This window comes from Janthinobacterium sp. SUN137 (genome assembly GCF_030587265.1).
Classification (GTDB): Bacteria; Pseudomonadota; Gammaproteobacteria; order Burkholderiales; family Burkholderiaceae_D; genus Janthinobacterium; species Janthinobacterium kumbetense.
This window is the reverse complement of record NZ_JAPWHZ010000002.1, coordinates 1,316,888-1,332,339: the sequence shown is the minus strand read 5'-3', so window position 1 is coordinate 1,332,339 and position 15,452 is coordinate 1,316,888. Positions and strand designations below refer to the sequence as shown.

General features: G+C 63.9%; 8 protein-coding genes. 7 read left to right on the top strand and 1 reads right to left on the bottom strand.

Annotation, left to right across the window (positions count from 1 at the left end; all coding sequences use genetic code 11):
* Positions 1-330: 330 nt before the first annotated feature.
* From O3298_RS14075 to O3298_RS14055, 5 genes are all read left to right on the top strand, one after another.
* The gene (locus O3298_RS14075) at positions 331-3,681 is read left to right on the top strand and encodes a TIM-barrel domain-containing protein (protein WP_305059722.1); all 3,351 of its coding nucleotides are present in this window, start codon (positions 331-333) and stop codon (positions 3,679-3,681) included.
* Between the two features lie 104 nt (positions 3,682-3,785).
* Complete coding sequence (locus O3298_RS14070; protein ID WP_305059721.1) at positions 3,786-6,731, top strand: TonB-dependent siderophore receptor; 2,946 nt, start codon at positions 3,786-3,788, stop codon at positions 6,729-6,731.
* Between the two features lie 503 nt (positions 6,732-7,234).
* Complete coding sequence (locus O3298_RS14065) at positions 7,235-10,279, top strand: TonB-dependent receptor (protein WP_289915339.1); 3,045 nt, start codon at positions 7,235-7,237, stop codon at positions 10,277-10,279.
* A 66-nt stretch (positions 10,280-10,345) separates the two neighbouring features.
* Positions 10,346-11,737, top strand: a complete 1,392-nt coding sequence (locus O3298_RS14060) for a Gfo/Idh/MocA family protein (RefSeq protein ID WP_289915337.1) — start codon at positions 10,346-10,348, stop codon at positions 11,735-11,737.
* A 127-nt stretch (positions 11,738-11,864) separates the two neighbouring features.
* Positions 11,865-13,181, top strand: a complete 1,317-nt coding sequence (locus O3298_RS14055) for a DUF3472 domain-containing protein (protein ID WP_305059720.1) — start codon at positions 11,865-11,867, stop codon at positions 13,179-13,181.
* Positions 13,182-13,191: 10 nt separating this feature from the next.
* Here O3298_RS14055 and O3298_RS14050 read toward each other — a convergent pair whose 3' ends face one another.
* Positions 13,192-13,704, bottom strand: coding sequence for a hypothetical protein (locus O3298_RS14050; RefSeq protein WP_289915333.1), 513 nt, complete (start codon positions 13,702-13,704; stop codon positions 13,192-13,194).
* A gap of 247 nt (positions 13,705-13,951) precedes the next feature.
* Between O3298_RS14050 and O3298_RS14045 the strand changes: the two genes are divergently transcribed.
* Both O3298_RS14045 and O3298_RS14040 read left to right on the top strand, forming a co-directional pair.
* Positions 13,952-14,464 (top strand): sigma-70 family RNA polymerase sigma factor, encoded by a 513-nt coding sequence (locus tag O3298_RS14045; RefSeq protein WP_305059719.1) that lies wholly within the window; start codon positions 13,952-13,954, stop codon positions 14,462-14,464.
* Positions 14,437-15,438 carry a FecR domain-containing protein gene (locus O3298_RS14040; RefSeq protein ID WP_305059718.1) on the top strand — a complete coding sequence of 334 codons (1,002 nt, stop codon included), beginning with the start codon at positions 14,437-14,439 and terminating at the stop codon, positions 15,436-15,438. Before O3298_RS14045 ends, O3298_RS14040 begins: the two co-directional genes overlap by 28 nt.
* The last annotated feature ends 14 nt before the right edge of the window (positions 15,439-15,452 follow it).

Below are 15,452 nucleotides of genomic sequence, written 5' to 3'. Positions count from 1 at the left end.
AAGCATAAATACTAAATTTCGAAAAGTCAAATACGAAAGCAAAACGAAAGTAAATAGTTGTGCAGCTTGCGAAATAACGTCGTCTCATTGGCGTTTTCCACCCCTCTAGTCATGCTGCGGTGCCGCATGAAACCCGGCGCTGCTGCGGTCTGTCGCTGAAATGCCACGATAACGAAAGTATGTTTTGTGACATTTTGGTGAAACGTAAGAATATTGCGCCAGTTTTGGGCATTTTATTAATAAATTGGCGTTAAAACTTTCTTTTTATTGACGATATTTATTTTTCTTCTTAAAGTATTTCCATCACTTCGATTTTCTGAAAGCTAGCCGATGAAACCTCTCCCGCTTCCCCGCCGCCTCCTTGCCGCCTGCGTACTCGCCGCTCTTGCCACCCTGTCTGCGCCTGGCTTGCAGGCCGCGCCTATCGGCAATCTTCAGTCGCTGTCCGCCGTGCACCCGGCCGACGTGGCCAAGGGCGAGGCGCTGGGCTGGGAGGTGCGCAGCGATACGGGCATGCAGCTGCGTATCAGCCTGCCGCAGGCGGACGTGCTGCGCATCCAGGCGGGCGGCAAGGGAGGCTTGACGGGGCCCGGCGACAAGGCCGCGCCCATCGTCGTCGGCCAGCCTGCCGCGCAGGTGGCGTATCAGCTCAGCGAGCAGGCCGACCATATCCTGATCGGCACCGAGGCCCTGAGCCTGCGCATCGACCGCAAACCGCTGCGCTTTACCCTGTTCCGCAAGGGCGATGCGGTGCCCCTGTGGCGCGAAGTGCAGCCGCTGTCGCTCGACGACAAGCAGGGCGTGCAGGTGCTTTCCAGCCTGCCCGGCGAACGATACTTTGGCGGCGGCCAGCAGAATGGCCGCTTCGAATTTAAGGGCAAGCAGGTGCCCGTGTCGTATTCGGGCGGCTGGGAAGAGGGCGACCGGCCGAATCCGGCGCCATTTCTCATGAGTTCACGGGGCTGGGGCATGCTGCGCAATACCTGGTCCGACGGGAACTACGACTTGCGCGACAAGGAGCAGATCTCGCTGCAGCACGCGGAAGGCCGCTATGACGCGTATTTCTTCGTCGGCAAGGACGTGCGCGACGTCGTCGCCCGCTACACTGACTTGACGGGCCGCGCCCGCATGCTGCCCCGCTGGGCGCTGGAATACGGCGACGCCGATTGCTACAACGATGGCGACAACGTGAAAAAGCCCGGTTCCGTGCCGAAGGGCTGGACCGATGGCCCGACCGGCAAGACGCCGGACGTGGTGGAAAGCGTGGCGCGCCAGTACCGCGAACACGACATGCCGGGCGGCTGGATTTTGCCCAACGACGGCTATGGCTGCGGCTACACGAATTTGCCGGAAACGGTGAAGGGACTGGCCGGGTATGGCTTCCGCACGGGCCTGTGGACGGAAAACGGCGTCGACAAGATCGCGTGGGAAGTGGGCCAGGCGGGCAGCCGCGTGCAAAAGCTGGACGTGGCGTGGACGGGCAAGGGCTACCAGTTCGCCATGGATGCGAACAAGTCGGCCTACGACGGCATCCTGAACAACTCCGACAGCCGTCCGTTCCTGTGGACGGTGATGGGCTGGGCCGGCATCCAGCGCTACGCCGTGGCGTGGACGGGCGACCAGAGCGCCAGCTGGGACTACATCCGCTGGCACATCCCGACCCTGGTCGGCTCGGGCCTGTCCGGCCAGGCGTATGCGTCCGGCGACGTGGACGCCATCTTTGGCGGCAGCCCGGAAACCTATCTGCGTGATTTGCAGTGGAAAAGCTTTACGCCCGTCCTGATGGGCATGTCCGGCTGGGCCGCGGCCGAGCGCAAGCATCCGTGGTGGTTTGACGCGCCGTACCGTGACATCAACCGCCGCTACTTGAAGCTCAAGATGCGTTTGACGCCGTATATGTATACGCTGGTGCGCGAAGCGGAGCAATCGGGCGCGCCGCTGGTGCGGGGCCTGATGTGGGACTATCCGCAAGACCCGGCCGCCTACACGGAAGCCTATAAATATCAGTTCCTCCTGGGCCGCGACGTGCTGGTGGCGCCCGTCTACCGCAGCCAGGCCGTCAGCGGCGGCTGGCGCAAGGGCATCCACCTGCCGCAGGGCACGTGGTACGACTACTGGGACGGCCGCCAGGCCACGGCGGACGCGAAAGGGCGCGACCTGGACATGCAGGTCACGCTGGACAAGCTTCCGGTTTTTGTCCGCGCCGGCGCCATCCTGCCCATGTATCCGGAAATGCTGTACGACGGCCAGAAGCCGAAGGATCAGCTCACGCTCGATATCTACCCGCATGGCGACTCCGAATACACCCTGTATGAAGACGACGGCAACACGCGCCAGTACCAGGGCGGCGCCTTCAGCCAGCAAGTGATCCGCATGCGCCAGACGGGCGGCGACGTGCGGGTCGACATCGGCGCTGTCGATGGCCAGTACCAGGGCCAGGAAGCGCGCCGCGGCTATGCGCTGCGCATGCTGGCGGGCCAGGCACCGGCCGCCGTGCGGGCCGGCGAACGGCTGATCGCGGCGTTCGTCGACCACGCTGCCTACGACAAGGCGGCAGAGGGCTGGTATTTCGACGCTGCCGACCGCCAGGGCACCCTGCATGTGAAGGTGGCGGCGCAGGATATCCGCCAGGCCTTGACCTTGCAGGTCGCTGGCGCGCTGGCCGTGGCGAGAGTCGACGCCGATTTCCCGGCCGCACCCGTGCCGGGCCGCGCCTTGCCGGCCGACGCCATGCAGGTGGTGGGACGTCCCTTTGAGGAAAATGGCTATCCGCTGGAAAACGCCTTCGATGGCAAGCCGGAAACCTGGTTCCGCACCGTGCGCAGTCCGTCCGTGAAGAGCGGTCCGCACGAATGGGTGATCGGCTTCACGGAACGGCGCCTGGTCGACGGCATCGAACTGGCGCCGCGCAACGACCAGCACTGGAAGCATGGCCAGGTGCGCGCCTATGAAATCTACATCGGCGACAACAATGGCGAGTGGGGCGCGCCCCTGCAGCGCGGCACCCTGAAACTGGAACAGGGCACGCAGACGATCAGTTTCCCTGCCACGGCGGGGCGCCTGCTGCGCTTCCGCGTGATGAGCACGCAAAATCCGGAAGGCGATGGCGCGGCGTCCACCGACCCGATGGTGACGGCGGCGCAAGGCGCACCGGTGGCGCGCGCGTTCGATGCGGCGCTGGCGACCGACGTGGCGCCCGTCACCCTGTCCGAATTCCGCGTGCTCGAGCACCGCGTGGCCGAAGGCGAGGAGGTGCAGCGCTATCTGTCGGACCTGGCGCTGCCGAAGCATATCGCGAAAGACAGGCCAGCCGGCAAGGCGGCCGAGATGCGCATGAACGGGCTGTGGTTCCGCAAGGGCCTCGGCGTGGGACCAGCCAGCCGCATCGACTTGCAACTGGCGGGCAACTGGAATCTGCTGCGCGCCGACCTGGGCGTGGACGATAGCTGCCGCAGCGCGGGCGGCTTGCAATTCCAGGTCTGGAGCGGTGAGCGGCTGCTGTATGACAGCGGCCTGGTCACGGCTCCCGGGGTGGTCAAACCCGAAATCGACGTGCGCGGCCTGAGCCAGCTCAGTTTGCGCACCCTGGGCGCGCGCGGCGCCCACCCGGCCCGGGTCTGCGGCAACTGGGCCAACGCCGTGTTGACCGGCACGGAAGGCGCGACAGTCAAGCCGCGCTAAGCAACTTCACTTCATCATTTCACCAAAAACGAGCCCCTCTTCGGACCGGGGAGGGGCTCTTGCAACCTGACGAAAACAAATCACTGATAAAAAGGGAGATGGGAATGCACTTGAAAAAACTGATGGCCGCCATGGTGGCGGTAGGATTGGCGTCAACGGCGCTGGCAGCGGAGGAAGAGAAACTGACGCGCGTCGAAGTGACGGGGTCCAGCCTGAAGCGCATCAACGCGGAAACGGCGTCGCCCGTACAGGTGATCAACGCCAAGCAGATCGAAAACATGGGCGCGCTCACCTTGCTGCAAGTGCTCGACAACCTGCCGGCCGCCCGTCCGGCGCAGCAGGATTTCCGCTCGATGTTCACGGGCTCGGATGGCGGTTCGCAGGCGAACCTGCGCGGCCTCGGCGCGCAGGGCACGCTGGTGCTGTTGAATGGCCGCCGCCTGTCGTTCTATGGCGCGCCGGCCGGCTTCCAGACCATGTTCGTCAATATCGACGCCATTCCCGCCGCCGCCATCGAGCGCATGGAAATTTTGACGGACGGCGCGTCGGCCGTGTATGGCTCCGATGCCGTGGCCGGCGTCATCAACGTGATCACCAAGAAGTCGTATCAGGGGCTGGAAGCGCGCGCCAATGGCGAGTTTTCGCCCAGCGTGAAATCCTATGGCGAGCGCCAGGCCAGCGTGCTGTATGGCCTGGGCGACCTGGCCAGCGACGGCTACAACATCTACGGTTCCGTGAACGTCTACCAGCGCGACCGTATCGCGCTGGCCGACACCTGGCGCAAGCGTCCCGCGTATTTTTATGCGAATAATCCCAACTTCATCCCGAACATGCGCGTAGGCGTCGGCAGCGAACCGGGCACGATGAACCCGGGGACCTTCTTTGTCTTCGACAAGGCCAACAACAATGCCCGCACCCAGCGCGCCGCGCCTGGCTGCAACACCAGCATCACGGAAGCGTCGGGCACGCGCTGCGTGTGGAATGCGCTGCCCAACCAGCTCGATATGGGCCCCACGTCGGAGCGGGCCACGGCTTATTTGAGCGGCAGGCTGAAACTGGGCGGCGACCTGGAAGCGTTCGCGGAAGGCGCTTTCACCCACATCAAGATGCGCGGCGAAAACGGTCCGTCCAGCTTCAACAGCGGCAGCACGAACAACTGGTTCGCCCGCAACACCGGCAATACCCTGAACACCTTCGCCACGCCTTTCCTGAGTCCCAACAACGTCTACCTGAAAGGCAAGCTCGATGCCGACATGGTGGCCAAGATGGGCGGTGCGGCCGGCTTGAACTACCTGCTGCAGGATGCGACGGGCCACTTCGGCCAGAAGAACGTCGATGAAAACTACCGCGCGCTCGTCGGCCTGCGCGGCAGCATCGGCGGCGGCTGGGATTTTGAAACGGCGCTCAGCGTGGCGGGCAGCCATTCCACCTTGTTCCAGACGGCGAACATCAACATCAAGGGTTTTGAACAGGCATTCGGCCCGTTCACGAAAGACCCCGTCAGCGGCCGCACGTTCATTTCGGACAATCCCGCCTACAAGTTCGGCGAAATCAGCGAGGCCAATGCGGCGCTGCTGCGCAGCGCCTACCCGACCTTCGCCATCGAATCCTGGACCAAGCTGATGACCTGGGATGCGAAGCTGGAAGGCACCTTGTTCAAGCTGGGCGAGCGCGAAGTGCGCGCCGCCGTGGGCACCAATGTCATGCGCGAGAGTTTTCTCACGCCCGGCAACACGGATGCGGCCAATGGCCTGATCACGCAGCAGGGCGGTTCCTGGTTCGATGGCCGGCGTACCATCGCCGCCGTGTTCGGCGAGGTGGTGGTGCCGCTTTCCGACACCCTGGAAGTGAATGCGGCCGCGCGCCTGGACAAATATCCGCACTTCGCCGCCAACCTGGCGCCCAAGCTGGGCGTGATCTGGCGCGCGCGGCCCGACCTGATGCTGCGCGGGACGTATTCCGAAGGCTTCCGCGCGCCCAACCTGGCCGAATCGGGCACGGGCGGCGTCTTTGCGCAGGTGGGCGGCATCCGCGACACGGTGCGCTGCGATGAAACGAATGCCATGGCGCGCGCGCTGATGAAGTCCAAGGTGGCGACGGATGCGGATCTGGGCAAGAGCCTGCTCAATTCGAATTGCTCGACGACGGTGGGCGGCCTGACGCCGCCGAACCAGAACCTGCGTCCGGAGAAGGCCAAGATTTCCACCGTCGGCCTGGTGCTGCAGCCGGCCAAGGACGTGAGCATCTCCATCGATTACTGGTTCATCAACCGCCGCGATGAAATCGTGCGCCAGGACTTCAACGAGCTGTTTACGGAACTGGTGGACAAGTACGGTCCGACCCTGGCCGGCACGCCCAGCGCCATCCGCAATGACCTGACCGACGCTGACCGTGGCAATGTGGCGGCGGTGGCGGCCATGTGCGCCAATCCCGCCAACGCGGGCGTGTGCGCGGGCGGCGTGCCCGGCTACTCGGTGGGCAACCTGGGCGGCTTGATCAACTCGTATTCGAACCGTGGCCGCACCCTGATGGACGGCGTCGACATCGATGCGCGCACGCGCTTTTCGCTGGGAGACATGGGCAAGCTGAGCACGGGCATTGCGGCCACCATCCGCAAGCGCGACACCCACGACAGCGAAGACGGCAGCGACATCAAGGGCAACACCGTCGGCTACTACGATTCGCCGCGCTACCGCGCCACCGTCAACGCCGACTGGAGCTACCGCAACTTCGTCAGCAGCGTCTTCATCAATTACTCGGGCAAGACGCGCTGGGCGTATGGCCCCTGGGACAAGGACAACACGCCGGAAAACTGCACCGCCGCCTCCGTGGCGCTGCCGGCCGGCCAGTGCAAGGGCGCGCCCTCGTACACGACGGTGAACCTGGCGTTCAGCTGGAAGCCGATCAAGCACCTGGACGTGGGCCTGAACGTGAAAAACGCGTTCAACAAGCAGCCGTACTACGACCCGAACGGCTGGGAAGGCTACAACCATAGCCAGGACCTGTTCGGCCGCCAGTTTGCCTTGTCGGCCAGCTACAAGTTCTTTTAAGGCGTGACACTGCCCCGGTCCGCCAGCCTGCCTGTGGCGGGCCGGGGTTTTGTCACGGAAAAGAAAAGACAATGTTCCGAAATGCACAATACGAAAGATAAGCGTAAGCGAAAGACGTTTTCCCTTCCATCTTTCGTGTTTTCCTCCCCTGGTTCCCGCACGTATAGTCCTCTGTTTGCCACCTTCCTGCAGACGCGTGTATCTGTCACACCACGATAACGAAAGTTATTCGACGCGAAATTGATTAAAGCGAAAGATAAATCGCATTTATTTGCTCAATTTAGCGATAAATTACCGTTTTAACTTTCTTTTTGTTGACGGTGCTTATTTTTCTTTTTAAAGTAATCCCAAGAAAACGAAAATCAGCCGATACGGACTGATTTCCCGAAAGGTGCAGCTGCCTGGCTGCACCGGCCGACGACCACCATAAAAATTGCGCTCCCCCGACTCCGCCCTGGAGCGGGGAGGGCGCGCATAACCCTCGATATAGACGGAGAGACATCATGCATAGCACCCGCCTCAAATTGCGCGACATCAGCCGCGCCGCCGCGATCGTGATTGCACTGGCGGCCGGCGTGCCAGGCCAGGCCTGGGCGCAGTCGAACGCCACGAGTACCATTTTCGGCGAAGTGAGCGCACCGGCCGGCGCCACCGTGGTGCTGGAAAACCTGGCGACGGGCGTGCAGCGCAGCTTGACGCCGGATACGTCGGGCCGCTATGTGGCCAACTCCATGCCGCCAGGCCGCTATGCGGTGCGCGTGCTGCGTGCCGGTTCGGTGGAAGCGTCGCAGGAAGTCGAAGCCCTGATCGGCGCCGGCGCCGAAGCGAACTTCGGCCCGGCCAGCGCGGCTGGCCCCGTGGGCCAGGAGCAGACCGTCGTGGTGAAGGCGTCGCGCAATCCGATCGACGTGTCGAACACCAACAATGGCGTGATCTTCACGGCCAAGGAATTGAAAGCGCTGCCGGTCGGCAACGACGTCGCCTCCATCGTGCAGCTGACGCCGGGCGTGGCGCGCGGCACCAACAGCGTGTATGGCAATGCACCGTCGATCGGCGGCTCGGGCCAGTCCGAAAACGCGTTCTATGTCAACGGCTTCCCCATCACCAACCTCCTGACCCAGGTGGGCGCGTCGGAGCTGCCGTTTGGCGCGATCTCCAACCTGCAGGTGCTGTCGGGCGGCTACGGCTCGGAATTCGGCCGCTCGACGGGCGGCGTGATCAACATTACCACCAAGAGCGGCGGCAACAAGGTCGAATTCGGCGGCAAGGTCTCCATCATCCCCCGCTCGCTGAAGGGCACGACGGAAAACCGGTATTACCCGAACACGGGCGCCAATCCGGACACGGATGGCACCTTGAAGTACTGGAACCGCGATAACGGCAGCACCAGCAAGGTGGTCGGCTTGTACGGCAGCGGACCGCTGATCAAGAACAAGCTGTTCGCCTTCGTGGCGCTGGAACAGACGCGCACGGACGGCGGCGCCGTCGCCGGTGCGCGCGATGACTCGGACAAGGTGCTGCCGAACGGCTGGCGCGAGAGCAAGAGCAAGGTTGACCGCATGATGGCCAAGCTGGACTACAACCTGACGGACGACCATCATTTTGAATATACCAAGCTGTATGACCGCACCACTACGGACAGCCAGAGCTATGGTTTCGATTATGCCACCTTGAAACGCAACAACGTGCCTGGCGGCGGGGGCGAGACCACCATCAACTGCTGCGGCTCATCGGCTGCACCGGGTGCGAATGTCGACATCTTCAAGTACACGGGCTACCTGACGGACAACCTGACGGTGACGGCGATGATGGGACAATCGCGCACCAGCCACCGTCGCACTCCCGAAGGCTATGACCCCAGCCTGGCGCAAACCAAGTCCATCCAATCGACGCAAGTCCCAGGCCTGGTCTACATGAACCCGCAATCGGTCACGGGCACCTTGACCGACCCTTCCTCGGAGGACCGCCAGAAGGCCAAGCGCCTGGACCTGGAATACAAACTGGGCAAGCATTCGCTGCGTGGCGGCATCGACCGCATCGACGTGGAATCGAAAGTGGGCCTGAGCCTGGCCGGCGGCTATCGCTGGAACTACCTGCGGGCGACAGATCCGAATCTGCCGATCAACGGCGCCTTTGAAACGCCGGCCCAGGGCGGCGGCTACGGCAAGGATGGCTATTATGTCAGCAAGGACCTGAACGCCAACCTGGCCCGTCCTACCAGCGTGCAATCGGCGCAGTACATCCAGGATCACTACCAGGTCACGGAACGGGTGCTGCTGGACCTGGGCCTGCGCCGAGAACAGTTCACCAACTACAGCACCGACGGCGTGGCCTTCATTTCGCAGCGCAACATGATCGCCCCCCGCGTGGGCGCCACCTGGGATTATCTGGGCGACGGCACCCTGAAATTCTTCGCCAACGGCGGCCGCTACCACTTGCCCGTGCCATCGAATTTGTCGAGCAACATGGCCAGCCCCTTCCTGGCCACCAGCGAAATGTACACCTACACGGGCGTCGATCCCGTCACGGGCGCGCCGACGGGCCTGCACGCCATCAGCAAGCCGTATTCGGCCAACAACGCGTATGGCCAGAGCCGCGATGCGCGCGAGGTGACGGCCGTGGGCCTGAAGCCGCTGTCGCAGGATGAATTCTCGCTGGGCTTCGAACGCGCCCTGAGCAAGAAGCTGGTGGTGGGCGCCAGCTTCCTGTACCGCAAGCTGAACGACACCAACGACGACGTCTGCGACGAGCGTCCGCTGCAAGCCTGGGCCACGCGCAACGGCGTCGACACGGGCAAATGGAGCGGCTTCCAGTGCGCCATCATCAACCCGGGCCGCGACAACAGCCTGATGGTGGACTTTGACGATGGCAAGGGCCTGCGCCGCGTGGATATTTCGGCGGCGGAGTGGGGCAACCCGCTGCCATCGCGCACCTACCGCGCCTTGAACATGTTCATCGAGCACCCGTACACGAATGGCTGGTACGGCAAGCTGACCTACACTTTGTCCGGCCTGAAGGGCAATATGGAAGGCCAGACGGACAGCATCGGCGGCGGCGACGTGGGCCTGACGGTCAGCGACGACCACAAGGAACTGATGTACAACGCGTATGGCTACCTGCCGGGCGACCATCGCCACGCCTTCAAGGCCTACGGTTTCATGCAGGTCATCCCGGACGTGATGGTGGGCGCCAACCTGTCGCTGACCTCGGGCGCACCGCGCAACTGCATCGGCGCGCTGCCCGATAACCTGAGGTTCGAGAAAGATTACGATGATTCCTACTTCTATTGCAACGGCAAGCCGGCGCCGCGCGGCAGCCAGGGCCGCCTGCCGTGGCAAGCCCAGCTGGACATGAATGTGGCCTATACTCCCAGCGCCGTCAAGGGCCTGAGCCTGAAAGTGGACGTCTTCAATGTGTTCAACAGCCAGACCGTGACCCGCTACACCGAAACGCGCGAAGACCATGGCGCCATCTCCCGCAATTACCTGCAGGTCGATGGACGCACGGCGCCGCGTTCGGTGCGCTTCACGGCTGAATACACCTATTAAACTGCAGCCGGCCCGCTGTATGGCGGGCCGGCGACGAACATTACCAATGGAAGCGAGAAGAGACCAATGACAACACAAATCAATCGACGCAATTTCCTCTCCGCCAGCGCCGCGCTGGCCGGTGGCGCCATGGCCGGCAGCGCACTGCTGCCCGGCGACACGAACGCCGCCCCCGTGGCCGGCCGTGAGAAGGTCCGCCTGGGCGTGATCGGCACGGGCATGCGCGGCCAGGTGCTGCTGGCTGAACTGGTGCGCCGCGACGACGTGGAAGTGGTCGCCCTGTGCGATATCGAGCCGATCATGCTGAAACACGCGCTGGGCCAAGTGGCCAAAGCCGGCAAGCCCCGTCCGCGCACGTATGGCGAAGATCGCGACCAGAAAGCCTACAAGCGCATGCTGGACGCTGGCGGCCTCGATGGCGTGATCATCGCCACGCCGTGGGAATTCCACGCGCCCATGGCGATCGCCGCCATGCAGGCGAAGATACCCGTCGGTTGCGAAGTGGTGGCCGGCATCACCCTGCAAGACCACTGGGATGTCCTGAACACCCAGCTGAAAACGGGTACGCCGTATATGTTGCTGGAAAACGTGTGCTACCGCCGCGACGTGATGGCTGCGCTGCAGATGGTGCGCGCGGGGCTGTTCGGCGAACTGCTGCACCTGCAGGGCGGCTACCAGCACGATTTGCGCGCCGTCAAATTCAACAGCGGCAATCCGGCCAAGCCGTATGGCGGCGGCGTGGAATTCGGCGAAAAAGGCTGGTCGGAAGCCCATTGGCGCACGCAGCACTCGGTCGAGCGCAATGGCGAACTGTATCCGAGCCACGGCATCGGCCCGTGCGCCATGTACACCAACATCAACCGCGGCAACCGTTTTACGCGCATCAACGCCTTCGCCACCAAGGCGCGCGGCTTGCACGACTATATCGTCAAGCAGCCGGGCGGCGCGCAGCATGCGAACGCCAAGGTGAAATTCAAGCTGGGCGACGTGGTCACCACCACCCTGGCGTGCGAAAACGGCGAAACCATCATCCTGCAGCACGATACGAGCCTGCCGCGCCCGTATTCGCTGGGCTTCCGCGTGCAAGGCACGGATGGCCTGTGGATGGACTTGAACAATTCCATCCATATCGAGGGCGTCAGCAAGCCGCACCAGTGGGATGACTTCAAGGCTTACCAGGACAAGTATGAGCACCCGGTATGGCGCAAGTATGCCGCGCAAGCGGAAGGCGCGGGCCACGGCGGCATGGACTTCTTCGTCATCCACGCCTTTGTCGAAGCCCTGAAGGCCAATGCGCCGATGCCGATCGATATCTACGACGCCGTGACGTGGAGCGCCATCACGCCCCTGTCCGAGCAATCGATCGCCGCCAACTTCCAGACCCTGGACTTCCCGGACTTCACGGGCGGGCAGTGGAAATCGCGCAAGCCGATCTTCGCCCTCGACGGCAAGTACTAAGCCCCATTCGCCCGCTACCGCGCCTGCCGCCGTAGCGGGTTTTTTCTGTCCCGATCCGTTTTTCAACCGCGGCGTACGCCGCAGGACTTCTTGCGCCTGTTGCACGCCGTACCACCAGGAGACGTTGATGAAACACAGAAGTTCATTACTCTGCGCAGTTCTTCCCGCCATGCCATTGCTGCTGGCAGCCTGCGGCGGCGCCACTGCCACCGCTACCCCGGACATGGGCGGCACTGCCTTGCTGGCTACGGGCGTGGCCGCAGCGGTCACGCCCGCCACCGTGGAACTCGCCGGCAATGCCTTCATCACCAGCGGAGACAAGGGCGCCGTCATCGACGAGCATGGCCTGGCCGGCTGGAGCAATCCCGATGCCGTCGCCAGCACGTATTTCCGCGTGGACGGGGCGGGCCCCGTCCAGGTGGCGCTCGATGCCAGCCTGGCCGATGGCGGCAACAGCACCATCCGCGTGAAGATCAATGGCGCGCCGTTCGACGTCAAGCTGGCCGGCAAGGCCCGCAAGACCTATGCCGTCGGCACGGTCAATGTGACGGCGGCCGGCTATGTGAAGGTGGACATGCAGGGGTTGACGCGTGCAAAAGCCACGTTCGGCGACGTGGCCGCGCTGAAGGTGACTGCGAACGCGGCGCTTAATTACGCCAGCGACCCGGCCAAACACTACTGGTCGCGGCGCGGGCCGTCCGTGCACATGGGCTACACGGTGCCGGCCAATACCGAGTATTTTTATAACGAGATGACGATACCCGTGGGCCAGGACGCCATCGGTTCCTACTTCATGGCCAACGGCTTCGGCCAGGGCTACATGGGCATCCAGGTGAAGTCGCCCAGCGAGCGCTGGATATTGTTTTCCGTGTGGGACGCCGACAATGGCGCGAAGACCACCCTGGTCAGCAAGGGCGCCGGCGTGGTCGACAACGCGTTCGGCGGCGAAGGCACGGGCGGCCAGACCTATTTGTCGTACAACTGGGCGGCCGGCACCACGTACCGCTTCATCACGCGCGCGCGGCCGGACGGCAAGGGCGGCAGCGATTACTCGGCCTGGTTCTACGCGCCCGAGACGGGCAAATGGCGCTATATCGCCACCTGGAAGCGCCCGGCGATTTCCACGTATTTGACGGGCGTGCATTCCTTCCTCGAGAACTTCATCGATACCCTGGGCTACACGGAGCGCCGCGTCCAGTTCGGCAACCAGTGGGCGAGGAACGTTTCAGGCGCCTGGTCCGAAGTGACGGCAGGGAGGTTCACGGGCGACGCCACGGCCACCAATGGGCAGCGCATGGATTATGCGGGCGGCCTGGAAAACGGCAAGTTCTACCTGCGTAACGGCGGCTTCTTTGCCGACTACGTGAAAACCGGCCAGAATTTCACGCGCCCGGCCACGGGGCAGGCGCCAGCCGTCGATGTAGCGGCCTTGCCGATGCAATAGGCGTTGATCCTTACCCCGGCCGCTTGCCCGCCATCGCTTCGATGCCGCGATAGTAGGTGAGCGGGCGGCCTATCGTCACTCCCATCAATGCCGCCGCCTGGATGATGTCGTTTGTATCGCGCCGGTACACGACCAGCGCATCCATCTGGTCGGTGCCGTTGCCGTCGATCTGGATCAGGTCATAGCCGCCTTCGTCCACGGCGCGCTGCGTCAGTTCCGCGTCCAGCCACTCGAAATAGGGCAGCGCGCTACCGTCGCCTCCCTCGAGCATTGCGTACGGAAAGTCGGGGAATTCGTCGAACATGTCCTGTATCTGTTCGTGCAGCTCATCGAGCTTGTCGCCCGACGCCGTATAGCCAGCCAGGTGCCAGAGGATCGCCACCGCGTAGGCATGCGCATCGCTGTCGATCCACTCGTCGCGTGGCGCGGACGGCGCGTTGGTGATGGCGGTGACGGCCGCGTCGAGTTCCTCGCCTTCCAGGTCACCGCAGGTCAGCTTGGTCAGCAGTTCAGATAACAGCATGTTTGCCTTTCAATGGAGGGACGCCAGGCCAGGATGGCCGGCTGGGTGATGTTGTCAATACTATCATTGCCGCGTGCCGAGGCGCGCCCGGTAGAACTTGCACTGTGCATTGCGCCGGCGGACGTGGTCAGCCTGGCAATTTTGGAAAGAATCGCGTCAAACTGGCATTTGCAGGCCGCTTGCGCCGCAGCACCGCCTAGATATAGAATGCGAATCATTATTATTTGCGACCCAGGGAGCATGCGACGTGTCGGCAGCCCAACCCGGCGTTCACCAGGAGGTGGGCAGCCTGTACCACGATCACCACCGCTGGCTGCAAGGCTGGCTGCGGCACAAGCTGGGCAACGCGTTTGACGCGGCCGACGTGGCGCACGACACCTTCATGCGCCTGCTGAACCGCGACGAGGCCATCGCCGCCCGCGAGCCGCGCGCCTTTTTGACGACGGTGGCGAAGGGCGTGCTGGGCAATCTGTACCGCCGTCGCGACCTGGAAGCGGCCTACCTGGAAACCCTGGCCAACCTGCCCGCGCAGTGCGCGCCCGATCCCGAGGCGCAAGCGATCCTGCTCGAAGCCCTGTTCGACATCGACCGCCGCCTCGATGGCCTGGCGCCCGCCGTGCGCCGCGCTTTTCTGCTGTCGCAGCTCGACGGCATGCCGCAGGCGGCCATCGCGCTGGAACTGAACATCTCGCTGGCCACCGTGCAGCGCCACCTGGTCAAAGCCATGCACCAGTGCTTCTTTTCGCCGTCGGCGCCGTGATGGGCGCCTTGACGCCGGAAGCGGCCAGCCTGCAGGCTGTCGAATGGCTGGTGCGCCTGCAGGCCGGAGACGCCACGCCCGAAGTGGAGCAAGCCTGGCGCGCCTGGCGCGACAGCGACCCGGAAAACGAGCAAGCCTGGCAGCACGTGGAAGGCTGCATGGCGCGCATGCGTGCCTTGCCCGCTCCGCTGGCGCACGGCACGCTGGCCCGCAAGCCGCTGCACGCTCAAGCGAATGCGGCGCGGCGCCAGTCGCTCAAGCTGCTGGCGCTGCTGGCCGTGGGCGGCGGCGCCTGGCTGGCGGGCGGCGACGAACAGGCGGCCTTCTGGCTGGCCGATTACCGCACCGGCACGGGCGAGCTGCGCCACCTCGTGCTGGCAGACGGCACGCGCATCGCGCTCAACACGGCGTCCAGCATCGACGTGCGCTACGATGCGGGCCAGCGCCTGGTGACCTTGTTAAAAGGCGAGATCATGGTCAGTACGGCGCGCGATGCGGCTGGCCGTCCCTTTTTCGTGCGCACGGCGCAAGGCCGCTTGCAGCCTGTGGGCACGCGTTTTGCCGTGCGCGCGGAAGGGGGGCACACACACCTGGGCGTGTTCGCGGGCGCCGTCGATATTCTGCCGGAACAGGCGCCCGCCGCCGTGCGCAGGCTGCAGGCCGGCCAGCAAGTCAGCTTCACGGCGGCGCAGATCGGTAGCGTGCAAACCTTGCCTGCCGGTGCGGATGCGTGGACGGCCGGCATGCTGGTGGCGCACGACATGCCGCTGGCCGATTTTATCGGCGAGCTGGCCCGCTATCGCCAAGGGCGCCTGGCCTGCGATCCGGCCATCGCCCACCTGCGCGTGTCGGGCATCTATCCGCTGGCCGACACGACGCAAGTGCTCGACATGCTGACGCGAACCTTGCCCGTCGACGTGCGCCAGAGCACGCGCTTCTGGGTGAGCGTGGTGCCGCATCGGAAGCACCCGTGATTATTTTCCGAAAA